The 24,514-nt window shown below is 42.9% G+C and carries 21 protein-coding genes; 15 read left to right on the top strand and 6 right to left on the bottom strand.

What is annotated here, in order from left to right; all coding sequences use genetic code 11:
- Positions 1-4 precede the first annotated feature (4 nt).
- From lepB to acpS, 8 genes are all read left to right on the top strand, one after another.
- Positions 5-775, top strand: coding sequence for a signal peptidase I (gene lepB / locus IPL34_RS18310; protein ID WP_296842940.1), 771 nt, complete (start codon positions 5-7; stop codon positions 773-775).
- A gap of 30 nt (positions 776-805) precedes the next feature.
- The gene (gene rnc / locus IPL34_RS18305) at positions 806-1,471 is read left to right on the top strand and encodes a ribonuclease III (protein ID WP_296842939.1); all 666 of its coding nucleotides are present in this window, start codon (positions 806-808) and stop codon (positions 1,469-1,471) included.
- Complete coding sequence (gene era / locus IPL34_RS18300; protein ID WP_296842938.1) at positions 1,468-2,352, top strand: GTPase Era; 885 nt, start codon at positions 1,468-1,470, stop codon at positions 2,350-2,352. Before rnc ends, era begins: the two co-directional genes overlap by 4 nt.
- Before the next feature lie 174 nt (positions 2,353-2,526).
- A complete protein-coding gene (recO, locus tag IPL34_RS18295; RefSeq protein ID WP_296842937.1) occupies positions 2,527-3,219 on the top strand; it encodes a DNA repair protein RecO in 693 nt (230 codons plus the stop codon).
- Positions 3,219-3,956 (top strand): pyridoxine 5'-phosphate synthase, encoded by a 738-nt coding sequence (locus IPL34_RS18290; protein ID WP_296842936.1) that lies wholly within the window; start codon positions 3,219-3,221, stop codon positions 3,954-3,956. Before recO ends, IPL34_RS18290 begins: the two co-directional genes overlap by 1 nt.
- A 15-nt stretch (positions 3,957-3,971) precedes the next feature.
- Complete coding sequence (locus IPL34_RS18285) at positions 3,972-5,312, top strand: AAA family ATPase (protein ID WP_296842935.1); 1,341 nt, start codon at positions 3,972-3,974, stop codon at positions 5,310-5,312.
- A gap of 2 nt (positions 5,313-5,314) precedes the next feature.
- Positions 5,315-6,178: a DUF4435 domain-containing protein gene (locus IPL34_RS18280; RefSeq protein ID WP_296842934.1), complete on the top strand. Its 864-nt coding sequence runs from the start codon at positions 5,315-5,317 to the stop codon at positions 6,176-6,178.
- Positions 6,175-6,555 (top strand): holo-ACP synthase, encoded by a 381-nt coding sequence (gene acpS, locus IPL34_RS18275; protein WP_296842933.1) that lies wholly within the window; start codon positions 6,175-6,177, stop codon positions 6,553-6,555. The genes IPL34_RS18280 and acpS overlap by 4 nt, the downstream gene beginning before the upstream one ends.
- Positions 6,556-6,576: 21 nt before the next feature.
- Here acpS and IPL34_RS18270 read toward each other — a convergent pair whose 3' ends face one another.
- Entirely contained in the window at positions 6,577-6,834 is a 258-nt protein-coding gene (locus IPL34_RS18270; protein ID WP_296842932.1) for a YkgJ family cysteine cluster protein, read from the bottom strand.
- Positions 6,835-7,261: 427 nt separating this feature from the next.
- On the opposite strand from IPL34_RS18270, the gene IPL34_RS18265 reads away from it, so the two are divergent.
- The 3 genes from IPL34_RS18265 (at position 7,262) to hrcA (ending at position 15,526) form a co-directional block, all read left to right on the top strand.
- A complete protein-coding gene (locus tag IPL34_RS18265) occupies positions 7,262-8,584 on the top strand; it encodes a hypothetical protein (RefSeq protein ID WP_296842931.1) in 1,323 nt (440 codons plus the stop codon).
- Between the two features lie 82 nt (positions 8,585-8,666).
- Positions 8,667-14,234, top strand: coding sequence for a cadherin domain-containing protein (locus tag IPL34_RS18260; protein WP_296842930.1), 5,568 nt, complete (start codon positions 8,667-8,669; stop codon positions 14,232-14,234).
- Between the two features lie 236 nt (positions 14,235-14,470).
- On the top strand, positions 14,471-15,526 hold the full coding sequence (gene hrcA, locus IPL34_RS18255) for a heat-inducible transcriptional repressor HrcA (RefSeq protein WP_296842929.1): 1,056 nt from the start codon (positions 14,471-14,473) through the stop codon (positions 15,524-15,526).
- 79 nt (positions 15,527-15,605) lie between these two features.
- On the opposite strand, the gene IPL34_RS18250 is transcribed toward hrcA, so the two are convergent.
- Positions 15,606-16,058: a hypothetical protein gene (locus IPL34_RS18250; RefSeq protein WP_296842928.1), complete on the bottom strand. Its 453-nt coding sequence runs from the start codon at positions 16,056-16,058 to the stop codon at positions 15,606-15,608.
- Positions 16,059-16,687: 629 nt separating this feature from the next.
- On the opposite strand from IPL34_RS18250, the gene IPL34_RS18245 reads away from it, so the two are divergent.
- From IPL34_RS18245 to nhaD, 4 genes are all read left to right on the top strand, one after another.
- On the top strand, positions 16,688-16,945 hold the full coding sequence (locus IPL34_RS18245; RefSeq protein ID WP_296842927.1) for a DUF4212 domain-containing protein: 258 nt from the start codon (positions 16,688-16,690) through the stop codon (positions 16,943-16,945).
- Positions 16,946-16,957: 12 nt separating this feature from the next.
- The gene (locus tag IPL34_RS18240) at positions 16,958-18,862 is read left to right on the top strand and encodes a VC_2705 family sodium/solute symporter (RefSeq protein ID WP_296842926.1); all 1,905 of its coding nucleotides are present in this window, start codon (positions 16,958-16,960) and stop codon (positions 18,860-18,862) included.
- Between the two features lie 74 nt (positions 18,863-18,936).
- Positions 18,937-19,407, top strand: coding sequence for a hypothetical protein (locus tag IPL34_RS18235; RefSeq protein ID WP_296842925.1), 471 nt, complete (start codon positions 18,937-18,939; stop codon positions 19,405-19,407).
- Positions 19,408-19,591: 184 nt separating this feature from the next.
- On the top strand, positions 19,592-20,998 hold the full coding sequence (gene nhaD / locus IPL34_RS18230; protein WP_296842924.1) for a sodium:proton antiporter NhaD: 1,407 nt from the start codon (positions 19,592-19,594) through the stop codon (positions 20,996-20,998).
- A gap of 161 nt (positions 20,999-21,159) precedes the next feature.
- On the opposite strand, the gene rapZ is transcribed toward nhaD, so the two are convergent.
- The 4 genes from rapZ to IPL34_RS18210 are packed head-to-tail and all read right to left on the bottom strand — an operon-like array spanning position 21,160 to position 24,417.
- The gene (gene rapZ / locus IPL34_RS18225; RefSeq protein WP_296842923.1) at positions 21,160-22,038 is read right to left on the bottom strand and encodes an RNase adapter RapZ; all 879 of its coding nucleotides are present in this window, start codon (positions 22,036-22,038) and stop codon (positions 21,160-21,162) included.
- On the bottom strand, positions 22,038-22,511 hold the full coding sequence (locus IPL34_RS18220; RefSeq protein ID WP_296842922.1) for a PTS sugar transporter subunit IIA: 474 nt from the start codon (positions 22,509-22,511) through the stop codon (positions 22,038-22,040). Before IPL34_RS18220 ends, rapZ begins: the two co-directional genes overlap by 1 nt.
- 20 nt (positions 22,512-22,531) lie before the next feature.
- Entirely contained in the window at positions 22,532-22,867 is a 336-nt protein-coding gene (gene raiA / locus IPL34_RS18215; protein ID WP_296842921.1) for a ribosome-associated translation inhibitor RaiA, read from the bottom strand.
- Positions 22,868-22,923: 56 nt separating this feature from the next.
- Positions 22,924-24,417, bottom strand: coding sequence for an RNA polymerase factor sigma-54 (locus tag IPL34_RS18210; RefSeq protein ID WP_296842920.1), 1,494 nt, complete (start codon positions 24,415-24,417; stop codon positions 22,924-22,926).
- Between the last annotated feature and the right edge of the window lie 97 nt (positions 24,418-24,514).

Genomic DNA, 24,514 nt, shown 5'->3' with positions numbered 1-24,514 from the left:
GAGTATGAATTTATTGGATCTAGAGTTAATTCTAGTCACGTTAACCGTAGTATCGGGTTTAATTTGGTTAGGCTATTGGCTCAAAACACGCAAACAACCCCCTGCTAAAACCGAACCGATTATAGTTGATTACGCGAAATCTTTTTTTCCGGTGCTGCTCGTCGTTTTAGTATTACGCTCCTTTGTGATGGAGCCGTTTCGCATTCCTTCGGGATCTATGCTGCCGACTTTAGAAATTGGTGACTTTATTTTAGTGAATAAATTTGCCTATGGCGTGCGTTTACCTTTAGTGCACAATAAAGTTATGGAAACGGGTGAGCCTAAAGTAGGCGATGTAGCGGTCTTTCGTTTTCCACAAGACCCTAATATCGACTTTATTAAGCGCGTTATAGGTGTCCCCGGAGATCGTATTACCATTAACGATAAAGTACTCAGTGTGAATGGTATTCCGGTGGAGCGCGTTGAGTTAGGGGACTATATTCCTATTCCGGGCGGTGATCAGGGGGATAATGTGGCTTTACGTTTCAAAGAAACGTTAAATGGCAAACAACACGATATTTTAATTGATCCCAATGTTCCTAGCCCGATTCAAGATTTAATGGTTCCAGCGGGGCATTACTTTATGATGGGCGATAATCGTGATCATAGTAATGACAGCCGTTATTGGGGGTTTGTGCCCGAAGAAAATTTAGTAGGTAAAGCGGTATTTGTGTGGTTGCATTGGAATATTGGCAGTACTTGGCCTTCGTTAGGGCGTGTAGGTGGGATTGAATAATATCCCACCCTCTCATCTAGGATAGTGAGTGTGGAACGACTGGATAAATTAATTGATCAAGCATTAATGGCGACGGATAGTTTTAAACGCGCCATTACTCATCGTAGTGCGGACGGCAAAAACAACGAACGCTTGGAGTTCCTTGGTGATAGTGTGCTAGGGCTTATTATCACCACGGAGCTTTATAAACGCATCCCGCGTGCTAGTGAGGGCTATTTAAGTAGGCTTAGGGCCTCTTTAGTGAATGAAAATGCCTTAGCGCAATTAGCAGGTGATATTCGTTTGGGTGATTTTTTACGTTTAGGGCCGGGTGAATTAAAAAGTGGTGGGTTTAGGCGTAAGTCGATTCTAGCGGATGCTTTAGAAGCTTTAATTGGCTGTATTTACTTAGAGCGTAATTTGATTGAAGCACAAGCGTTTGTGCTTAAAATTTATGAGCAGCGCCTGAGAGACTTACCTACCGAGGACGATTTAAAAGACCCCAAAAGCCGTCTACAAGAATATTTACAATCCCGTAGTATGGACTTACCCCAATATCATTTATTAGATGTGACGGGCGAGGCGCATAAGCAGTCATTTCGTGCCGAATGTGTGATTCCCGCCTTGAAAATTCGTACTGAAGGCTTAGCCAATAGTCGTCGCAAAGCCGAGCAAGATGCTGCGGGTCTTGCCTTTGAAATAGTGAGAACTTTATGAAGCAATACGGATTAGTAGCGATTGCAGGTCGCCCTAATGTCGGTAAATCTACCTTAATGAACCATTTAATCGGGGCGAAAGTATCTGCTATTGCTAATAAGCCCCAAACCACGCGCCATAATATTCGTGGTATTTTGACCGAGGGTGAGGTGCAAATTGTGTTTGTGGATACGCCGGGTATTCATAAAACCAGTAAAAGTTTGCTGAATAAGACCATTAATATGGAAGCGGTGGCAGCGCTAGAAGAAGTCGATGCGGTCTTAATGCTGGTAGAGGCGATGCGCTGGACAGAAGAAGATGATTTGGTCTTACAACGTTTAGCTCATGTGAAATGTTCGGTGTTTTTGATTGCTAATAAAGTGGATCGGGTGTCGGATAAAGAGATGCTGCTGGCTTGGCTAGAAATGGTACATACTAAGCGTGATTTTCAGGAAGTATTTCCGCTTTCAGCGACTAAAGGGATTAATACTCCTCAATTACAGCGCACTTTATTAGAGCTGATGCCAGAAAGTGAGTGGGCCTATGAGGATGATGATATTACCGATCAGTCTACCAAATTTATTTGTGGTGAATTGGTGCGTGAGCAGTTAATGACTTATTTGCATCAGGAGTTGCCTTATTCTACGGCGGTAGAAGTCGAACGTTTTGAGGATAAGGGCAAGATCATTGAGATTGATGCGGCGATTTGGGTCAGTCGTGAGAGTCAAAAGGGTATTATTATCGGTCATAAGGGTGAGTCCTTAAAGCGTATCGGTAGCTCGGCACGGATTTCGATAGAGAATTTTTTAGAGCGTAAAGTGATGTTGAAGCTCTGGGTGCGCTTAGAGGAAAACTGGGAAAATAGCCCAAGGCATTTGCAGCAGTTGGGTATTTCACGTTAGTTAGGTATACACAGTCGTAACAACCTAGGGGCATTATTTTTCCGAAGACGCTGTAAATACATCCCTGTACGCTTCAAGGCGGCATCCATGCCGCCTAGACTTCTCCAAAACAATACCCCTAGGTTGTTACTTAGCTCTGATGGGTATGACATTATTTCTTAAGAGGCGAGTGCTGTGTCACAAGACGTTCAATCCCTAGCCTTTGTGTTACGCCGTAAACCCTTTCGAGAGCAAAGTTTATTGCTGGATTTATTTACTGAATCACACGGCAAAATTACCTGTATTGCTAAATATTCTAAAGCGCAAGCGGATCGATTACGCGCGGTGTTTGAACCCTTACGTTTATTGGATGTGCGTTGGCGCGGACGTGGTGAGGTGTTTACTTTATTTGATGTCGATGAAATACAACGTTTTCCTTTAAAAGAGGCTGCCTTGATTCAGGGCACGTATGCGACTGAAATTTTATTGCGCGGTTTAGAAATAGGGCAGGCATTGCCAGAGTTATTTCATCTGTATCATACCCTGTTAGAAGCCCTACATACTCAGCCTAATGTGTCGTTGCTGAATCAATTTGAGCTGGCTTTTTTAGAGCAGCATAATCAATTACTGAATTTAGAGCTGGATGACTTTAGCGGTGAAAGGTTGAATCCGCAAAGTGTTTATCGCTTCCATCCTAATCACGGCATAGTGCCGCTACACGCAGTGACTAAGGACAAAGGATTTACTATTTCAGGACAGCTATTGTGCGCTTTAAGGCAACCGGATAGTTTAAATACCGAACAACGCCGTGAGTTGCGCCAAGTACTCGATCAAATGATGTATTATCACCTCAATGGTAAAACTCTTTATGCAAGGCAATTATTGTAATGACTCATCCACTCGAATTAGGGGTCAATATTGACCATATCGCTACGTTACGCCAAGCACGCGGCACGCCTTATCCGAATTTAATGGAGGCGATGCGTTTAGTCGAAGATGCGGGGGCGCATGCGATTACTATTCATCTACGCGAAGACCGTCGTCATATTCAGGATAAAGATGTGTATGACATTAAACAGCTCTGCACTAAACGTATTAATCTTGAAATTGCCGCAACTGAAGAAATGGTGCGTATTGCCTGTGATGTCAAGCCCCATGATATTTGTCTAGTGCCTGAAAAACGTGAGGAAGTGACGACCGAGGGGGGGCTAGATGTGATTCATCACTTTGCGCGGATTCAGGATTGTACTCAGCGTTTATTAGATGAAGGTATGCGGGTGTCACTATTTATTGAACCCGATTTAGAGCATATTCGCCGCGTACCGGATATTGGTGCTCCGGTGATTGAGTTACATACGGGGACTTATGCGAATGCTAAAGGAGATGCGCAATTACGTGAATTAGAGCGTATTCAAAAAGCATCAGAACTTGCGCATAGTTTAGGGATTCGAGTGAATGCAGGGCATGGTTTGGATTATCAAAATACGGTAGCGATTGCCCAAATTCCTGAAATGCGTGAACTCAATATTGGGCATGCGATGGTGGCGCGGGCGATCTTTGTCGGGATTCGTCAGGCGATGGTGGAGATGTTGGCATTGATGCAGTCGGCTCGCGCTAGAGTCTAATTAGGAGAATGGTATATGAATCAAGTAGCTGAAAAATCGGATAATCAAGAGCCAGTACGTGTGGTGGAGATTGGTGTGAAGGGGCTATTTGGTTTGTATGATCATACGGTGAAGCTCAAGGATGAGCGTGTGACGATTATTCACGGACCAAATGGGGTAGGGAAGACGGTTTTTTTAAAGTTAGTTCATCTCTTTTATTCGTTTAAATATGAAAATTTATTGAAGTTTGATTTTACGAGTCTGGTTTTCTTCTTTAGTAATGGTGCATCTGTACAAATAAAAAAATTTTTTGTTGAGGATAAGGAAACCAATGATTATGTATTTATATTCACCGATAATAGCAGTGAAGAGTGGAGTATCTCAATTAACGGGTATTTGGTAGATTCTAAATCAGGTCTATTAGAGAAGTATTATAAAAAAATTATAAATATTTTTGATGATGCCAAAATTAATAAACCTAAATTGATTGAATTATCTGATTTAGAGTTTCTTAGTAAAGGTAAAGTAACAAATAAAAATAAAATTACTATGTTTATAGCAGCATCTTATTTTGCTGCTCTTGAAGGCTATCTAATAAAGTGTAGTTTTATAAGTATATTAAGGGTTTTTTCAGAGTTACTAGATGATAAAAGTAATTCTGTCACTTTTAGGTTGAAAATTGGATCTTATCCGCAAGATTTAAGCGATATTATAAAAACATCATTAGGCAGTTATGGGGTTTTTTCTGATCATTTGGAGAGAACTTTTGCTAAGAGACTTATTGATGCTGACGAAACTATATATGATAAATCTATGATAGAAAGTCTTTTTCAAGAAATAAACTTAATTAAAAAAAGATATGAAAAAATTGGATTGTTAAAAGATTTTGTTGGTTTTGATGACATAAGTAATCTAAATCCTACTAAGTATAGTTCAATAGGTTTATATGCTAGTGATATTAAGAGTAAGTTAAATATTCTTGAGCCATTAGCTAGAAAAATAGAGCTTTTTGTTAATATTACTAATAGTAAAATTAAAAATAAGAAAATAATCATAGACAAAGAGCTTGGGTTTAAAGTTATTGATCGTAATAATAAAGAGCTTAATTTAGTGGATTTATCATCTGGTGAGCAGCATCTTATCATATTGATTTACGAGTTATTATTTAAAGTAGAGTCTAATACGCTCTTGCTAATCGATGAGCCAGAGCTTTCAATGCATATCAGTTGGCAACGTGAGTTTGTAGATGACCTGCTTAAAATCATTGAGCTAAACCCTATAGACGTAATCCTTGCTACACACTCACCTAGCATTATCAACGACCACTCCAATCTAATGGTAGCCTTCAAAGCCGATGTGCAGCAGGAAGCCGCCTAATTATGTCAGAGAGTGTTAGTAAGGCTCAGGAGCTGGTTTATAATATTAATGAAACAGTCAATGCTGCTATTCTTTTAGAGGGTGTTTATGATAGTGGCTTTCTTCTAGTAGAGGGTGAAAGTGACATTAAATTTTGGGCTAAGTTTGTTGAGAAAAGATACTTAATAAAGGCAGATGGAAAATATAATGTTATTGCAGCAGCTAACATCTTAGATACTAAAAAAGACCAAAAAGTACTAGGTGTAGTAGACGCTGACTTTGATCGTATTAATAATTTAAACTATTCAGATCGAGTAGTACTTACCGATGCTCATGATCTAGAAATATTAATGCTTCATAGTAATGCTTTAGCACAAGTAAAATTAGAATACTTTGATGAAGCTAAGTGCCAAGAGTTTGAAGCTAAAAGTGGAAAGCCATTATTAGATGCAATCCTAGAGCATGCTAGTGTATTTGGTGCGTTTCGCTACTTGCATATTCAAAATAAATGTATTTTCAGCTTTGATGAGTTTAATCCTTATCGTTATGAGGATAAGAGCATCTTTGATTTTAACTATGCTCAATTAAAAGTAGATTTTTGCTCACTAGCCTCTCTTGACCTAGCTCAGATTAATAATCATATCCAAGTGCTTACAACTTATTCCAAGCAAGAGATTTGTCAAGGGCATGATACTTTAAAGTTAATTTGTATTGTGCTGCGTAAAATTTGCAAACCTAACTCAACTAAAGCTATAGGCGATGAAGACCTAGCCAAATTTTTGAGAATGGCTTTCAGTAAAGAAGATTTGCTTAAAACCACTATGTTTCAATCCTTAAAGCAAAAAGCTGAGGCTTGGAACCTAACTCTTTTTCAGAGTTGTGTATGATCATCGGTATTGGCACAGATATTGTTGAGATTGCTCGTATTGAACGGATTTTAGTAGGGCAATCTCAGCGTTTTGTAGAGCGCTTATTACATGCTAATGAGTTAGAACGTTTTAGAACCTTAGCGAACCCTGCGGCTTGGTTGGCTAAACGTTTTGCCACTAAAGAAGCCGTAGCTAAAGCCTTAGGTACGGGAGTAGGGGAGAAAGCGCGTTTACAAGAAATCGAAACCTGCTATACGGCAGAGGGCAAGCCCTATCTCGTTTTACACGGTGCTACCCTACAAACTGCTCAAGCATTAAACATCCACCATTATCAATTATCGGTCAGTGATGAACGCCACTATGCTGTGGCTTTTGTCGTTTTAAGCTCTAATTAATAAGCACTTATTCACCTAGGGCTAATCCGGTTTGGTTAAATATTCTAATTCGGTAAGGTAGTTAAGTGCATGGCTGCGTCCATGACTGCACATTTCTGGTTCCGGTTTAAAATCAGCACATACCTGAGGTCTGGTCGCTAAACCAAATAGGGCACAACGTTGATCTACTAATAAATGTACACAGGTGACACCAGCGGGCTTGCCCTGTGGCATTAAAGGGATGGGGCTAGAGATTGATTGGGCAATACAACATGCACCACAAAAGGGCTGGCAATCCATGACTCATCATCCAGTAAGCTAAAGATACACTGTAGAGGTTTTGCGCGTGCATTTGAAGTCAGGTGGTAGCGCTAAAGTGATTAAGATAAAAGGCATATTAATTCATAAAATATACTTATTGATATAATTGTTTCTTTGGGGGTTATGTGTAAAGATTTGTTTACCAAGATCTACACTTTAACTAAGTAAGTTCCTGCCTTATTGATGTATTGCCCAGCCACGCTATACATCAGTAGCTAACTAGCAACTAATAGTAAAAATAAGCTTTTTTGATCTGGCTGTCGTATTAGATAAGTTATAATAAAGCTTAAATTATTATTTTAATTATAATTTTAATGATGGGGAGGACAGTGTTGTGCTACAACCTATCCGTAGTTTTTTAAGTCATAGGCTTATCAGGTCTTTACTGTCTATAGGTCTATTCTATGTGCTTGGGTTTTTAGCCTATGCGCAAGCTGCTCAGGTTACTGTATTAAACCAAGCGATTGCTACCTCTCAAGGCTCAGGAGCGGGGGGAACACCGAATATAAGCGGATTTAATATTCCAGCCGGTAAAAATCGGGTGCTCTTTATTTTTGCCGCTTTTGAGCGTGATCACTGTAACTTAGCTACGGATGATTGTGATAAGACTAATCCCTATAATGGAGTAGGATCTGATAACTATGCACGCCCCGTAACAGCAGTTAATCAAATTACCGCCCGTGTAGCAGGTCCTAGCTCGACAGTCGATAAGATGAATGCGCTTACCATCGGCGGTTCACCGAGTGGTGATTTACGTTTTGTGACGATGGAAACTAGCTTACTAGACAACTTTAATAACCCGATTGCTAATTCCACGTTGTTTAGTGTCGAGAGCTATCATATAGCCTTAATGGAGTCTGAAATTAATACTCTATTAGGGGGAGCAGGCTCAGGCGCTGTCACTATCACCTTACCCGATGTGAATGCACCTAAGTCAGACGGCGACGACTCTATTCTAATGGCGTATGTGTTTAATAATGTCGAGCAAACAGAGACTGGTATTGTACGTTCAGCAGTAGCCAATGCTAATGGTTTAAGTGGTGGCACAGCGGGCAACTATACCTTAAGCGCGGCTAGCTTAGATGCTGGGCAAGCCCCCAATGATGCTAATGATGGTTTCTTGGTAGTCGGTACGTCGTTAGCAGGTTTGCCCACTACCAATGGTGGCTTTAATGCTATGGCAGGTTATACCGTCCTTCAGACAGGGGTGACTAATAATAATGGTGGACGCTTTGATAATACCGATCCTACTTATGTTACCTCTGAACCAGATGGTTTAAGTACTTCCGCACAGTTTAAGAATGGAGTAACCAGTAACTTTTCTTTACAGTCTGCGGCAGCATCTAATTTAACAGTGGCAGGTGGTTGGGCAGCAGCCTTCACGCTTTCAGCGGACAATGCCGATACCTCGGATGCTCCTAGTTCTTACGGTTCTCCTTCACATACGATTAGTGGTATTCGCTTAGGGGCGAGTGTGGATGCTGATGACGCTGCTTTAGCCAGTGCTGATGCTCTGGGTGATGATACCAATGGTACTGATGACGAAAATGGTGTCACCATGCCTACTTCATTGACAGCAAGTCAAACGGTCAGTATCCCTGTGAGTATTCAATCAGCCAGTGGACGCTTGAATGCGTGGGTTGACTGGAACCGTGATGGTGACTTTTTAGATGCAGGTGAGCAAATTGCAAGTGATCAATCCGTTGCCACAGGCACGACTAACCTATGACTTGATGGTCAAGTTATTATCATGAAGATTAATTGCTCATTTACTTATTAACATTAAAAACTTATTGTGAGCTACAAAAAAAATGAAAAAAGCCTGTGCTGTGGTCAATTTTTATTGGCTTTGTCTTTTATTATTGATATTTATTCCCGTTAAAGCGATGGCCGCCAGTGTGACCGTAACAGTCAATTGGCCGCAATTTGCTACAGAAAACAGTGTGCAAGTTTATGATGCTAGTAATACTGCTGCTGTTACGGCTGTTTTTACGGCTAGCACTACACCTTACTCTGGTTCACAGACCTACACCCTCTCCGATAGTACGACCTACACCTTGCGTATGACAGATAGTTATGGTGATGGATGGAATGGTGCGGGGGCTAGTGTGACCGTTACATCAGGGGGCAATACCCTGCTTTCAACAACTCTTAGTAGTGGTTTTAGTGGTACGGGGCAATTTACAACACCTGCTGCTAGTGGATCAGGTAGTGTCCCTTCTATTGGTGGCTCTACAAGCTGTACAGCGTCTGGTGGTACAGATGTACTATTCCTCCTTGATAACTCAGGTTCTATTGATTCTTCAGAATATTCCACTTATGCCTCTACGGTGGTGAGCGTGGGTAATGCTCTGCGTGCTGCTAACTCGGCGACACGTATTGCAGTTGCACATTATGCAGGGACTTATGGTGGGTCGGATTTTGGTCAGAATGTCTATTTTGAGCGTGATTTTTCAACAGGAACTATCAACTCACCAGTACGTCAGTTTGGTGCAGGAGGCGCTTATGATACAAGTCTAGCTATGGATAATATGGCGGGTGCGGTTTATCAAATGAGCTATGGTTTGGATGGCAATAGCAGTACTACCTCTAGTTATATCGTAGGTTCTCTTAAAGAACTGAGTCGTGATTTGGCACGTCCTCTGCAAATTGTTATTTTTACGGATGCTAATCGAGAGTTCTATGGGGCTTCAGCACTAATTGATGGTTCAGGTTATGCCTATGAGCCTGATGATGGGTCAAACTTTACTATCTACAATAAGTTAAAAACTCAAGGTGTTAAGTTTTCGGTAGTTGCTTTATCGATGGATAATACACAGTATGAAACGGAGGCAGTGCGCAATGCGGCGGCAGCGGCAATTGCTTCAAAAGGTGGATCATGGGCAGGTGCAGTAGAAAGTAATCCCTCTGATCCTGAAGGATCTCAAACTAGCCCTAGACGCTTTGAGACTACTACTAATTTTACGCTAACCTCAACACAAATTAGCAACTTTGTTAATCCAACAGCGAATGTTTGTCCGGCTGCTGTTGCCTATGATTATTCAGATGGTCCTGCTACTTATGGTTCAGCGAGGCATACGATTGTTTCAGGTTATCGCTTAGGTGCAACCGTTACAGCAGAGAGTAGTGCGGTACTCAATGCTGATAATAGCTCAGATAACGGAATCACGATTAGTTCAATGACACAAGGTTTAGAAGCAGACATCACTGCATTAGTTACAGGGTCGGGAGGTTTTTTAAACGCATGGTTTGACTGGAATGGAGATGGTGATTTTGCAGATGGTGGCGAACAAGTATTGTCTAACAACAGTGATGGCGATCTATTAGATAGGAATGGCAGCGTCGGAACTATAGTACAACGTATTTCAGTACCCTCTTATGCTGTAGCTAATGTATATGCACGTTTTCGTTGGTCTACAACACCCACATTCCCTTATGACATTACGGAAACTACTGCTGATAAACCCGATGGCGAAGTCGAAGATTATGCTTTCACTGTTGCCACAGGTAACCCAGCTCCTAGTGGTACACAAGTTTGTACTAACAAAACAGGAACTTGGACTGGTTCAGGTTTAAACTGGACAGCAACAGCGGGTACGCTGACGGTGGGGGCTAGTTTTTCTGCCGCAACTGGGGCATCTATTACAGGTATGGGTGCATCTACTATGAATACGATTAATGCGTGGAGTGATACCAGTGTCCAAGGAGCACCTGCCTTAATAACGACTTATAATTGGGATACTACCCCAGAGAATGCTGGTTTGCCTGCTAGTAATGATGCAGCATCAGGAACTATGACTTTATCTTTTAGCCAACCTGTCACTAATCCTGTAATTCATCTTGATCGTATTGGTGCAGCAGGCTACAGCGTACCAGGCTCGGCTGTAATTTCCCCGACTACTGCGGGAGCTTCTTATACTCGACTAGCAGGAACTCCACATTTTGTCGTGTGGACAGATCGTTTACATCGGGAGTTAGGTGGAGTGGCGGCCACGACAGAGGAGTCTGCTATGACACCTAGTACAGGAACATCTGCTGGTTCAGTAGCTGTGGTTGGAACTTACTCCAGTCTAGCCTTTACTATGACGGGGCGTGGGGTTGAGGGGCCAGGTGGGGATACTTTTAAAATGGTAGTGTGTGCTACTCCATCTAATATAGCACCTGTGATCACGAGTAATGGAGGGGGATCGAGTGCGAGTCTGAGTGTAGCGGAGAATCAGACGGCGGTGACGACGGTGACTGCTACGGATGCGAATGGAGATACGTTAAGCTATAGCATTACGGGAGGGAATGATGCGTCAAAGTTCAATATTAATGCTAGCACGGGGGTACTGACTTTCATCAGTGCACCTAACTGTGAAGTTCCTACCGATGTAGGAGCGAATAATGTCTATAACGTACAAGTAACGGTCTCGGATGGTAATGGCGGTACGGATGTACAAAGTATTGCGGTGACGGTTACGGACGTGAATGAAAACGTAGCACCTGTGATCACGAGTAATGGAGGGGGATCGAGTGCGAGTCTGAGTGTAGCGGAGAATCAGACGGCGGTGACGACGGTGACTGCTACGGATGCGAATGGAGATACGTTAAGCTATAGCATTACGGGAGGGAATGATGCGTCAAAGTTCAATATTAATGCTAGCACGGGGGTACTGACTTTCATCAGTGCACCTAACTATGAAGTTCCTACCGATGTAGGAGCGAATAATGTCTATAACGTACAAGTAACGGTCTCGGATGGTAATGGCGGTACGGATGTACAAAGTATTGCGGTGACGGTTACGGACGTGAATGAAAACGTAGCACCTGTGATCACGAGTAATGGAGGGGGATCGAGTGCGAGTCTGAGTGTAGCGGAGAATCAGACGGCGGTGACGACGGTGACTGCTACGGATGCGAATGGAGATACGTTAAGCTATAGCATTACGGGAGGGAATGATGCGTCAAAGTTCAATATTAATGCTAGCACGGGGGTACTGACTTTCATCAGTGCACCTAACTATGAAGTTCCTACCGATGTAGGAGCGAATAATGTCTATAACGTACAAGTAACGGTCTCGGATGGTAATGGCGGTACGGATGTACAAAGTATTGCGGTGACGGTTACGGACGTGAATGAAAACGTAGCACCTGTGATCACGAGTAATGGAGGGGGATCGAGTGCGAGTCTGAGTGTAGCGGAGAATCAGACGGCGGTGACGACGGTGACTGCTACGGATGCGAATGGAGATACGTTAAGCTATAGCATTACGGGAGGGAATGATGCGTCAAAGTTCAATATTAATGCTAGCACGGGGGTACTGACTTTCATCAGTGCACCTAACTATGAAGTTCCTACCGATGTAGGAGCGAATAATGTCTATAACGTACAAGTAACGGTCTCGGATGGTAATGGCGGTACGGATGTACAAAGTATTGCGGTGACGGTTACGGACGTGAATGAAAACGTAGCACCTGTGATCACGAGTAATGGAGGGGGATCGAGTGCGAGTCTGAGTGTAGCGGAGAATCAGACGGCGGTGACGACGGTGACTGCTACGGATGCGAATGGAGATACGTTAAGCTATAGCATTACGGGAGGGAATGATGCGTCAAAGTTCAATATTAATGCTAGCACGGGGGTACTGACTTTCATCAGTGCACCTAACTATGAAGTTCCTACCGATGTAGGAGCGAATAATGTCTATGACGTACAAGTAACGGTCTCGGATGGTAATGGCGGTACGGATGTACAAAGTATTGCGGTGACGGTCACCGATTTCTCAGAAAAGGTCTTGGAATACACCATTCGCCGTACTCCTGATGGACGTTATCACGTCTATATGCGTCCCACGGTAGCCATGACTCAAGGACCTAATATCAGCTTTACCGGACAAATCACCCTCACTGTTCCGACGGGAACCGGTGTGAATCAGTTCTTAGTGAATGACTTACAGAGCCTAGTACCTAGTGTTACGTGGTCAGTGAGTTCACGCACCGATGCCCCTACGGAAAGCACCAGTGTGGACTACCTATCCTTTACCTTCGCGCCCTTAGCGACGGATCAATTTAATTGGCAAGCAGGGACAGAGCTAGAGGTGTTCAACTTCATGAATCCGAATGCCTGTATTGGTGTAGTGGACGTGATGGATGAGAGTGATGCTTTTAACCAGCTACCTAATTCAGTCAATAGTGTACCGAGCAATCAGTTCACTAATAGCGGATGGGGAACAGCTAGTGATAATAATTACTTAGGTAATTATGGTACTCCGGTCGATTGCTTTAATAATGCTGCTCCGGTGATTACTAGCGACGGTGGCGGTGCAACCGCAGCGCTGAGTGTGCCTGAAAATCAAACGGCAGTAACAACGGTTACAGCAACCGATGCGAATGCTACCGATACCTTGACCTATAGCATCAGTGGCGGAGCGGATGTGGCTAAGTTTGCCATCAATGCCACCACAGGTGTTTTGACCTTCATCAGTGCGCCGGACTATGAAGCGCCCACGGACGTAGGCACTGACAATGTGTACGAAGTCCAAGTCACCGTTTCGGACGGTAATGGCGGTACCGATGTGCAAGACATTAGTGTCACGGTCACGGATGTAGGCGAAGGTGTCGTATTGCGGGTTAAGGGTTTCTTACAAGGACCGTTTAATAGCGAAAATCGGTTGATGTTCGACTCCTTACGTACCCTTAATCTAATCCCTAGTACCCAACCCTATAGTATGGTTCCTTTCAATTATGCGGGAACAGAGCAAGCGAATGTGGCACTACTCAGCACCACAGGTGCAGAAGCCCTAGTCGATTGGGTCTTAGTGGAGTTACGGGATGCGACTACCCCGACTATCGTTTTAGCAACACAAGCCGCACTATTACAACGTGATGGTGATGTGGTGACGGCGGATACGGGTAGTGTGGATCTGACCTTTGCCAGCCTCACGGCGGGTAATTACTATGTCACCCTACGGCATCGTAATCACCTCGGTGTGATGAGTGCGAGTGCGTTACCGCTCAGCCCTGTACCGACCTTAGTGGATTTCACCTTAACCGCGACAGCGGTGTCTGGTAGCCATGCTCGCTTAGTGGTCGATACGACTGCCCTACTCTGGGCAGGAGACACCAATAAGAGTAATCACATTATCGCCAATGGTCCTAGTAATGATATTAACGACCTATTAGGTCCCGTACTGTTGCATGAAGGAAATACCTTACTCAATAGTAACTACCTGCTAGCCGGTTATCGCCCCTCGGATGTGGATATGAATGGATACACTCTCTTTGCAGGGCCAAACAATGACACTAACCTTGTGATCGGGAATGTGTTATTACACCCTGCCAGTACCACCTTCTCCGCTAACTTCGTGATCAATGGAGGGATACCGCAAGCACAATAGTCAAGGGTTATCCTAGCTAACTTAAGCTATAACAAGCCGCTGGACTAACCTCCAGCGGCTTGTTTATTGGCTGGGGTGAGGATTAATTAAGCGCTTGATTGGGTGCGAATTAAAATTAGTTTGCTGCTAAGCGCAAAAGCATTAAGTTAGTTAAGTCTAGAGGCTCTTGTTTGGTGTAGACTATAGAGTATGATGATAAGAGGGACTGGAGTTAAGTTAAATAGGTTATGAGACCCATGCAATCTTCAACATTAATGCCCACTTTAAATGAGCGTGCGCAGCGAGTCTTAAAGGTGTTGATTGAGGAGTATATTCAAGACGGTCAGCCCGTAGGTTCTCGCACCTTAGCTAAGCGCAGTGGTTTGGATTTAAGCCCCGCGACGATTCGGAATGTGATGGCGGATTTAGAAGATATGGGGTATATCCATTCGCCACATACCTCAGCAGGTCGCATTCCTACTTCACATGGTTATCGTTTTTTTGTCGATTCGTTAGTGCAGATTAAGCCACTAGATGCGCTTTATATTCAACAATTGCAAGGGCGCTTTAGTACTCAGTTAGATGCACACTCTTTGGTGCAATCCGCCTCTAATATGTTGTCAATGATTACCTCGTTAACGGGGGTGGTGACTTTACCCCGCCGCCAGCCTGCCCTGATTAAGCAAATAGAATTCCTGCGTCTTTCTCAGCATCAAATCTTAGTCGTGTTAGTCCTAGAGCGTAATGAGGTACAAAACCGTATTATTCACGTAGATCAAGCGTTTACCACCTCTGAATTACATCAGGCAGCTAGTTTTTTAAATGAGTACTTAACAGGGAAAACCCTGCAACAAGCGCGTGAGGTGTTGCTGCAAGCGATGAATCAAGATCGTGAGGCGATGAATCAATTGATGCTGTCGGCGATTGAGTTAGGTGAAAAGGCGTTTGATCATGCTGAGGTGGAGTCTAAAGACGATTGTGTAATAGCGGGTGAAACTAATCTCATGTCCTATGATGATTTATCGGATGTAAGCAAATTACGCGAATTATTCGGAGCATTTAATCAAAAGCGCGAGCTATTGTCGTTGTTAGACAAAAGTATTCAAGCGGATGGTGTGCAGATTTTCATTGGGCGCGAAGCAGGACTGGATGTGTTTGATGATTGTAGCCTAGTCACCGCACCTTACTCGTTAGAAGAAGAACATATTGGAGTATTAGGGGTGATTGGTCCTAAGCGTATGCCTTATGAGCGAGTCATTCCTATAGTCGATTTAACGGCACGATTATTAAGCGTAGCCATGCGACGCGATTAGGTGGATTTCGGAGTGAACGGGATGATCACCCAGTACCATCCCGTCGTAAGCATATTAATTAGCGTACTAATTAATAATTTTAATAAAGGCGGCTATTCGCAGAGTGTGATCTATAACCACCGGAGTGGCGGGCACGCTGATAATGTCCACCGCGATGATAGTTACCACGGTTTATAACCACGGTGGGGCGTGGGCGGTGATAATTATAATGAGGGCGGTTTTGAATCACTACGACGGGGCGTGGTCGATGGTAGACAGGTCTAGGACGATGGGTTACCACCACTGGACGCGGTTTGACATAGACTGGACGGGGATGTACGACGACGGGGCGTGGTCGATGGTAGACAGGTCTAGAGCTAACCACTACTACTGGGCGCGGACGGATATAATGAGGACGATAATGGGGGCGATAACCACCATGACCCCCATTGCCAATAGTGATACTCCAAGACACATTGCCAGCCCATAAATTAGGGGTTGCAGTGAGGGTAAGAGTGGTTAAACCTGCCACAATTAAAGCTTTAATAGTCACGCAATATTCTCCTAAGTCGGATTCTATGTAGGTTTTATATCATTAAATTACAGTTCAACCGGATTAGGGATTCAAATCGGAATCTGAAATTAGCGGTTTGGGTAGGAGCCGCTGTTGCTGTTGTCTTATTATGTTACCAGTATAGCAAGCTGATTGAAGTAATTGTGTAAACAATAAGGAAAGGATTAATTATTTCTAGCTACTACCGCTCATCTGCCACATAAATACTTAAGTAGTTGGTAGTTAGAAGTGTCACTGCTGAAATCGAGGTATTATGATCGTTTTTATCTAAAATTTAGCGTTAAGCTCAGATTTAAAATTCTAAAGGCTTGCCTACCTACTACGTATCCATTAGGATAACCGACAAAGCACCCGTAAGATAAGATTGCTCTATGAAGCGATCACTAAGACCCAGTTCGAGGACTGAGTTTTAGCACAAATCAATAATAATCACTGCACACAGCAGCTAGTCGATTGCTCCAAATACTTATTTCATAGTTACATGATGAAATGTAGGTTAGGGGATGGTCGGTTTTTAGACGCACATCATTGCAATAGGGATTTTATACCTATAAATGATGTGTATGTGAAGTTAACTGTTTGAGGTTTTTAATGGAGGAGTCCTATCGATGAATTCTGATAATGCATCGGCATACTGGGCTGCAAACGTGCGTTTGCTTACGGTATGTTTAGTTATCTGGTTTGTTGTCTCGTTCGGGTTTGGCATTTTATTAGTTGAGCCATTGAACAGCATCAGATTAGGCGGCTATAAGCTTGGCTTTTGGTTCGCCCAACAAGGTTCAATTTATGTATTCGTAGTTCTGATTTTCTTCTATGCGTGGCGCATGGGACAAATTGACCGTAAGTTTGACGTGCATGAAGAGTAATAGGGGAAGTAAATGACTGAACTGCAAATTTGGACTTATGCTGTTGTCGGCTTAAGTTTTGCTCTATATTTCTATATCGCTTATAAAGCTCAGGCAGGCTCTACCAGTGATTTCTACGTAGCAGGCGGTGGTGTACATCCGATTGCTAACGGTATGGCAACTGCGGCGGACTGGATGTCGGCTGCTTCCTTTATCTCTATGGCAGGTATTATTGCTTTCAGAGGTTATGACGCTTCTGTTTACCTCATGGGTTGGACAGGTGGCTACGTTTTAATGGCGATGCTACTGGCTCCTTACTTACGTAAATTCGGTAAATTTACAGTGCCTGAGTTCGTAGGTGATCGTTATCATTCTAAGATAGCCCGTATTGTGGCGGTAGTCTGCTTAGTTATCATTTCTCTGACTTATGTAGTCGGTCAAATGAAAGGCGTTGGCGTTACCTTCTCACGTTTCTTAGGCGTGTCTATGGAGTTAGGCTTAGTCGTAGGTATGGTTATCGTATTCTTCTACTCAGCATTCGGTGGTATGAAAGGTATTACCTACACTCAAATCGCTCAGTATGTGGTACTGATCCTAGCTTATACTATTCCTGCGATCTTCATTTCATTAAACCTCACTGGCAATCCTATCCCTCAATTAGGTTTAGGTTCTCAGCTAATGGATGGCAGCAATATGTATTTGCTGGATAAACTAGATCAAGTGGTAACCGACTTAGGCTTTAAGTCTTATACCAATCAAAACGATACTACCATTAATATCTTCTTATTAACGATGACATTAATGATTGGTACGGCTGGTTTACCACACGTTATTATCCGTTTCTTCACAGTACCGAAAGTAGCGGATGCGCGTTCTTCTGCTGGTTGGGCATTAATCTTCATTGCGATTCTTTACACTACTGCTCCAGCGATTGGTGCAATGGCTCGTTTGAATTTGATGAATACTGTTCAAACTGGTGCTATCGGTTCACCTGATGGCAATCTGAGTATTGAAGGTCGCCCTCAGTGGATGAAAAACTGGGAACAAACCAAGTTAATTGAATTTAAAGACAAAAATGGCGATGGCAAAATTCAATACTATAATGATGGTGCTCTAAGTAAAGCTCAGGGTGACTTTGCTGCTGCTGAGAAAGCGTTAACAGATGCTAAAGATAAAACCGCAGCTCAAGCCGCCGTTGATAAAGCAAAAGCTGCTTTAGATAAGGCTACTACTGATCATGCCGCTACTAAATTTGGTGGTTTTGGTTGGAAGGGTAATGAGATGACCAAGGTCGATAATGACATTATGGTTTTAGCTAATCCTGAAATTGCTCAACTACCTAACTGGGTTATCGCCTTAGTGGCTGCCGGTGGTATCGCGGCTGCGTTATCAACTGCGGCAGGCTTATTATTAGCGATTGCTTCAGCGGTGTCTCATGACCTAATGAAAGGTATCTTTACACCTAATATCTCTGAGAAAACTGAGCTAATGTCTTCTCGTATAGCGATTACAGTAGCTATCTTATTAGCGGGCTATATGGGTATTAACCCACCGGGCTTTGCTGCGGAGGTAGTCGCTCTAGCCTTTGGTCTAGCCGCTTCTTCTATCTTCCCAGTATTGATGATGGGTATCTTCTCTAAGCGCGTTAATGGTCCTGGCGCTATTGCGGGTATGTTAGCGGGTATCGGTGTTACCTTATTGTATATCTTCTGGTTCAAAGGCTGGTTCTTTGTGAAAGGTACTGAGATGGCAGCTAATATTCCTGCTAACTGGTTCTTAGGTATCTCTCCAGAAGCGTTTGGTACAGTAGGTGCTATTGCTAACTTCGTAGTAGCCTTCCTAGTATCGCGTGTTACTGCACCACCACCAGCTCATATCCAAGAGCTAGTAGAAAGTGTACGTATCCCTCGTGGTGCTGGTTCTGCTATTGCACACTAATTAATGCACTAATTAGTCTCTGGAAAAGGCTCCTTTGGGAGCCTTTTCTTTATTTCAGGATAGGGTAACAGTCTATGTTAAGATGGTTTTTTGGTCTGAGCTTACATGTGCGCATTGCGATTATGGTAGCGCCTATTTTAGCGATTGCTGGCTTTGGTTTAGCTGATTTATGGGCGACTAAAGACGATCCCAAGCCTAAAGTAGAAGTAAAAATGCTCCCTATGCAACCGATGGGTGCTTGTCATTTGGAGTCGACTTGTCAAGTAGGGCATGAAAAGTTAACGGTGAGTCTAAAATACGTACCTGCCACTCAGCCAAATTTAATCCGTATTGAGTTAACCCCTAATGATCGCATTCGAGGTATGGAAATGTCCTTAGTCGGTGGGGATAAAGAGCAACATATTGTGATTGAACCATTAAGAGGTGAAACGGTTTGGTATGGCGAGTTTCCTAGCACGGTATTAAATCCGAAGCCGCACACTATACGTTTAGCAGTCGCTCAATTTGGTAAAGTGTCGTATATAGAGTTTCCCGCACAGTTTTAAAGCACTATCAAGACTGGTATATTCTTATATTTTGTGTCTAAATAGCGCCGCTGCTAATTAGCGGCATGCCTTTTGCATTTTATCTACTTTTTGTGGCTTCCTATTAACTTTTTAGGCTGCGAAGTGGATTTTGCCTATTGCTATGGCTCGGTCTAATAGATTGTTTTTCCAAAGAGATATTATTATGTACCACAGACTCCTCCCGTTATGGCGTTTTATGATAAGCGCATTCTTATTGCTACTACCCACGATTAGCGTAGCGAGCAATGCTTCGACTGCTACTGTGCCTAATTTGACCCTTACAGCGTGGGGGATTTTGTCTTTAATAATATTTATAGGGGCTTATTCCTTAGTTATTGCGGAAGAAAAGTTGCATCTACGAAAATCTAAGCCAGTTATTGTAGCAGCAGGTATTATGTGGGTTTGTGTGGCACTGGCTTATCAAAGCCTAGGATTGACCGATAAAGTCGAGGCTATCTTAGATCATAATTTATTAGAGTTTGGCAAATTAATGCTATTTTTATTAGCTGCCATGACGTTTATTAATACTATGGATGAGCGTAACGTCTTTGCTGCATTACGTGGTTGGCTAGTATCTAAAGGCTTTTCACTGTATTGGATTTTTTGGATCACGGGTTTACTAGCTTTTTTTATTTCCCCTATTGCAGATAATCTAACTACCGCTTTATTAATGGCAGCCGTATTAATTGCAGTTGCTTCCGATAAGCCCCAATACATTGCTATGGGCTGTATTAATATTGTAGTAGCCGCTAATGCAGGAGGAGCTTGGAGTCCTTTTGGTGATATTACGACGCTCATGGTTTGGCAGGCAGGTATAGTCGAGTTTAGTCAGTTTTTCACGTTATTTATTCCCTCTTTAGTGAATTGGTTTGTTCCAGCTTTGATCATGTCATTTTTTATTGAAAAAGGGCATCCGGCTACCTTAACTGACAAGGTTGAAATTAAGCGCGGAGGCTTGATTGTAGTGGCTTTATTTATGGCTACTATTGCTTTAGCGGTTATTTTCCATAGTCAATTTCACTTGCCGCCTGTGCTCGGTATGATGACGGGATTAGGGGTGCTCAAGCTTTATGGTTGGGTACTGAAGCAGTCTAGCAAAAATATGACCAGAGATGCGGATGAACCGGTCGGGCGTTTTGATATTTTTAATCAATTACAGCGGGCTGAGTGGGATACTTTAATGTTCTTCTATGGCGTTATTTTGTGTGTAGGTGCTTTGGGAGCTTTTGGTTATTTAGCTTTAGTGTCTGAAGTATTGTATAGCGGTAATGCTACCGTAGCTAATGTGGTGATCGGTTTATTGTCTGCTGTCGTGGATAATATTCCGGTGATGTTTGCCGTGTTGACTATGCACCCTGATATGTCTTTAGGACAGTGGTTGTTAGTGACTTTGACCGCAGGAGTAGGGGGGTCATTACTGTCTATTGGTTCAGCCGCTGGAGTGGCGTTAATGGGGCAAGCTCGTGGTTACTATACTTTTACCAGTCACTTAAAATGGACTTGGGCAATTGCCTTAGGCTATATATTAAGTATTTGGGCGCATTTATGGGTCAACCAAAGTGTGATGTAAGCCCTAGTGCAGCATAAAGCATCAGTACCTCTTTCCTAGGAGGTACTTTGGCAACTTAAGTACCTGAGTGAAAGTTATCGGGTATTTCTGGAGTAGTTTTGGCGGCAGAGGTGCTCGATAACTTTTGCATGACTATTTATCAAGCAGGTAGCTGTGCATGCTTAACGTAATTGGTTTAATTCCCGATGACGTACTAAGATAGCGTTGCCCCAACGTTGGTGATAATACTCATAAAGGCGTTGTGCCATATAGACCGACCGATGTCGTCCCCCAGTACAACCAATAGATACCGTCAAATAAGCACGCTGACACACCTGTGCTGCATCCTCCAGCCAATAATCTAAAAACCCCTGTATGTGTTGATACATACCTTCAACACGCTCATGCTGTTGCAGCCACTCAATAATAGGACTCTCTAAACCAGAATGATGGCGAATATCGGGTTCCCAATACGGATTAGGCAGGCAACGTACATCAAATACTAAATCAGAATCACTAGGCATTTCATATTTGAAACCAAAAGATTGGAATAATATAGATAGCCCCGATTGCACAGGAATCCCTAACCTTAAACGTAATAGATTACCTAAGTCATAAACGCTGGTTTTGGAGGTATCGATTTTTAGATCAGCCTTATCGGCTAGATCTGACAGTAATTCAGCTTCACGCGCAATCGCACTTTTTAAATCGCGTGCTTCATAATTTAGGGGATGGCGTCGGCGCGTTTCATTATAGCGTTTAAACAGAATGTCCGAGTTGGCATATAGATAGATTAAACGTGTGAGAGGGTAGGAAGCCCTGATACGTTCAATAATTTGAGGTGTTTCTTGTAAGTTCTCTTTGCCACCGCGTATATCAATGCCGATGGCTAATAAGTTCTGGCGGGCAATTTGTGGAGTAACTAATAAGTCTTCTAATAATTGGGCGGGTAAATTATCAATACAGTAATACCCCATATCTTCTAAAGTATGCAAAGCATAGCTTTTGCCTGCTCCCGACATACCACTTAAAATAACTAACTGGAGATTAGGATTACTCATTAAGCGGCTAGGGGGCGATTTAACAGTGCTTCTAAATAGGCTATGACTTCTTCACCGTTACTACAACTCGCTAGCTGATGCGTCAAATCATGGCGTGCAAAGGTTAATGCCATTTCCATCATCATGGCACTGTAGGACGCATTTTTAGCCTCATACGGGGGTACAATCAGGGCCAAAAACAGATGTACAGGTTTTTTATCAGGAGCACCCATTTTTAAGCCTTCGCGGGTATACAGTAGAGCGGCACTAGGGTGAGCTTGTGAGAGTGCTACATGGGGAATAGCAACGCCATTCCCCAAAGCTGTGCACCCTAATTTCTCCCGATTAACAAAAGCCTCAAAGATCATTTCAGTACTTAAATAAGGCTGATCATTAGCAATTAATTCTGCTAAAACTTCAAACGCTCGCTTAGTGCTAGAAACCTCTTGATGAAGGGCAATACGATCGGGAGAGAGTAGAGTAACAAAGTCCATATATTTACTAATTCCTCAAACTATGCCTCATTAGCTAAAGCAAGATTGCGATGGCTACCTTCTTTAGTATGATGATCTTTGAGTTTTTCTTTGTGTTTTATGATTTGACGGTCGAGTTTGTCCGCCAAAGCATCTAAGGCGGCGTACATATTATCAGAGCTTGCATCGGCGTGGATCTGATTACCACTCACGGTTAACGTCGCTTCTGCTTTATGTACCAGTTTTTGAACTTCAATGGTGAAATGAACCGTTAGGAGCTGATCAAAATGGCGTTTAAGTCGGGTTGCCTTCTCATGAATGTAACGATTAAGAGCAGGAGTAACCTCAATATGATGACCAGTGATTTCTAATTGCATATATGCGCTCCTATTTCAGGACAGACAAAAATAATCGTTTTTAAGCCAAAAACGATTTAAGTAGCGAGCAATGTTTTACGTTCATGAGAGGACGGTATCAACATAGCTTCGCGGTATTTGGCAACGGTGCGACGTGCGACATTAATTCCTTGTTCTTGCAATACTTGAGTGAGATAGCTATCGCTAAGCGGTGCTTGCGGACTTTCTTGTTCGATCAGTTGTTTAATCATGGCGCGAATCGCAGTAGATGAGCAACTAGCCCCTGTATTAGTGTCTAATTGGCTAGAAAAGAAGTATTTAAATTCATAAATGCCCCGTGGAGTGTGGAGGTATTTATTAGTGGTGACGCGTGAGATGGTTGATTCATGCATTTGCAACTCCTCGGCGACATCTCTCAAAACTAACGGTTTCATGGCTTGTTCACCATATTGCATGAAACCGTGCTGACGTTCAACTATTGCCTGCGCTACGCTTAAAACTGTGCTATTGCGATTATCTAGGCTGCGAATCAACCAGCGTGCTTGTTGTAAATGACCTTTGAGATAGCTATTGGTTTGAGCATCTTTCGATTGACCAATCAGATCAGCATACTGTTGATTAATATTCAGGTGAGGCGTGAGGTTGGGGTTGAGTGAGACTACCCACTTGCCCTGTACTTTACGTACATAGGCATCAGGCACAATATAATCTGGTTTGGTATTAGAAAACATACTACCCGGTCTTGGTTGCAGGGTTCTAAGTAGTTTCACAGCATCCTCTAATTGCGTCTGGCTTATTTTTAAGCGCTTCATAATTTCTTTATAGTGGCGCTGCTCTAATAAGTCCAGATGTTTTTCTACCAAAGTGATCGTGATTTGTTGTAATTCATTACTAGGCAGTTGTTTGAGTTGAATGAGTAAGCATTCGCCTAAATGACGCGCCCCCACCCCTAGAGGATCAAGCTGCTGAATATAGGTCAGCACACACTGTATATCTTCCAGATCAATAGGTATTTCATCATTTAAGCGTAGGTGAATATCTTCTAATGACTCCGTTAAATACCCCGCTCCATCTAAGCAACTAATCAATATCTCCGCAATATACTTATCAATAGTTGATAAATTACTCATATTAATTTGCCATAATAAATGGCTTTGTAAATCGTCTGAGCTGTCGGCTTGATTTTCTATAAAGGCATTAATATCGCCATCATCAGCGTGACTTGGTGAGTCATAAACCTCATTCCAGTTGGTATCGAGGGCTTCAATATCGTCGGGTATGTCTTGATTTAAGCTAGTGTCTTCACCTAATTCCACCGGTGCAAACTCTTCCTCGCTAGCTTCATAAGTTTCGGTTTGTTCTGAACTGACCCGCTCAAAAGGTTCAGTAGCTTCGGGGGAAGGGGCGTAATCCTCATCTTCCACTTGCAATAAAGGATTTTCTTCTAAAGCTTGTTGAATCTCAGCCTCTAATTCAATAGAGGACAGTTGTAACAAACGAATGGCTTGTTGAAGTTGAGGGGTCATGGACAATGATTGTCCAAGTCGTATGTCAAGTCCCTGTTTAAGCATTATTGTATGGCGTCCTGACTCGATTGACTACAAGAGAACTGGATGGATTAATGGTAAATAGATTTTTCATAAAGCGCAAAAGTATCCGAATATCGGT

Source organism: Thiofilum sp. (assembly GCF_016711335.1).
In the GTDB taxonomy this organism is placed as follows: Bacteria; Pseudomonadota; Gammaproteobacteria; order Thiotrichales; family Thiotrichaceae; genus Thiofilum.
This window is presented reverse-complemented; position numbering and strand designations above follow the sequence as displayed.

What these genes read in the sequence shown, in the direction of transcription:
- lepB (WP_296842940.1), top strand. Translation starts at nt 5, where the DNA reads ATGAATTTATTGGATCTAGAGTTAATTCTAGTCACGTTAACCGTAGTA.
- era (WP_296842938.1), top strand. Translation starts at nt 1,468, where the DNA reads ATGAAGCAATACGGATTAGTAGCGATTGCAGGTCGCCCTAATGTCGGT.
- IPL34_RS18290 (WP_296842936.1), top strand. Translation starts at nt 3,219, where the DNA reads ATGACTCATCCACTCGAATTAGGGGTCAATATTGACCATATCGCTACG.
- IPL34_RS18285 (WP_296842935.1), top strand. Translation starts at nt 3,972, where the DNA reads ATGAATCAAGTAGCTGAAAAATCGGATAATCAAGAGCCAGTACGTGTG.
- IPL34_RS18280 (WP_296842934.1), top strand. Translation starts at nt 5,315, where the DNA reads ATGTCAGAGAGTGTTAGTAAGGCTCAGGAGCTGGTTTATAATATTAAT.
- acpS (WP_296842933.1), top strand. Translation starts at nt 6,175, where the DNA reads ATGATCATCGGTATTGGCACAGATATTGTTGAGATTGCTCGTATTGAA.
- IPL34_RS18270 (WP_296842932.1), bottom strand. Translation starts at nt 6,834, where the DNA reads ATGGATTGCCAGCCCTTTTGTGGTGCATGTTGTATTGCCCAATCAATC.
- IPL34_RS18260 (WP_296842930.1), top strand. Translation starts at nt 8,667, where the DNA reads ATGAAAAAAGCCTGTGCTGTGGTCAATTTTTATTGGCTTTGTCTTTTA.
- hrcA (WP_296842929.1), top strand. Translation starts at nt 14,471, where the DNA reads ATGCAATCTTCAACATTAATGCCCACTTTAAATGAGCGTGCGCAGCGA.
- IPL34_RS18245 (WP_296842927.1), top strand. Translation starts at nt 16,688, where the DNA reads ATGAATTCTGATAATGCATCGGCATACTGGGCTGCAAACGTGCGTTTG.
- IPL34_RS18240 (WP_296842926.1), top strand. Translation starts at nt 16,958, where the DNA reads ATGACTGAACTGCAAATTTGGACTTATGCTGTTGTCGGCTTAAGTTTT.
- IPL34_RS18235 (WP_296842925.1), top strand. Translation starts at nt 18,937, where the DNA reads ATGTTAAGATGGTTTTTTGGTCTGAGCTTACATGTGCGCATTGCGATT.
- nhaD (WP_296842924.1), top strand. Translation starts at nt 19,592, where the DNA reads ATGTACCACAGACTCCTCCCGTTATGGCGTTTTATGATAAGCGCATTC.
- rapZ (WP_296842923.1), bottom strand. Translation starts at nt 22,038, where the DNA reads ATGAGTAATCCTAATCTCCAGTTAGTTATTTTAAGTGGTATGTCGGGA.
- IPL34_RS18220 (WP_296842922.1), bottom strand. Translation starts at nt 22,511, where the DNA reads ATGGACTTTGTTACTCTACTCTCTCCCGATCGTATTGCCCTTCATCAA.
- raiA (WP_296842921.1), bottom strand. Translation starts at nt 22,867, where the DNA reads ATGCAATTAGAAATCACTGGTCATCATATTGAGGTTACTCCTGCTCTT.
- IPL34_RS18210 (WP_296842920.1), bottom strand. Translation starts at nt 24,417, where the DNA reads ATGCTTAAACAGGGACTTGACATACGACTTGGACAATCATTGTCCATG.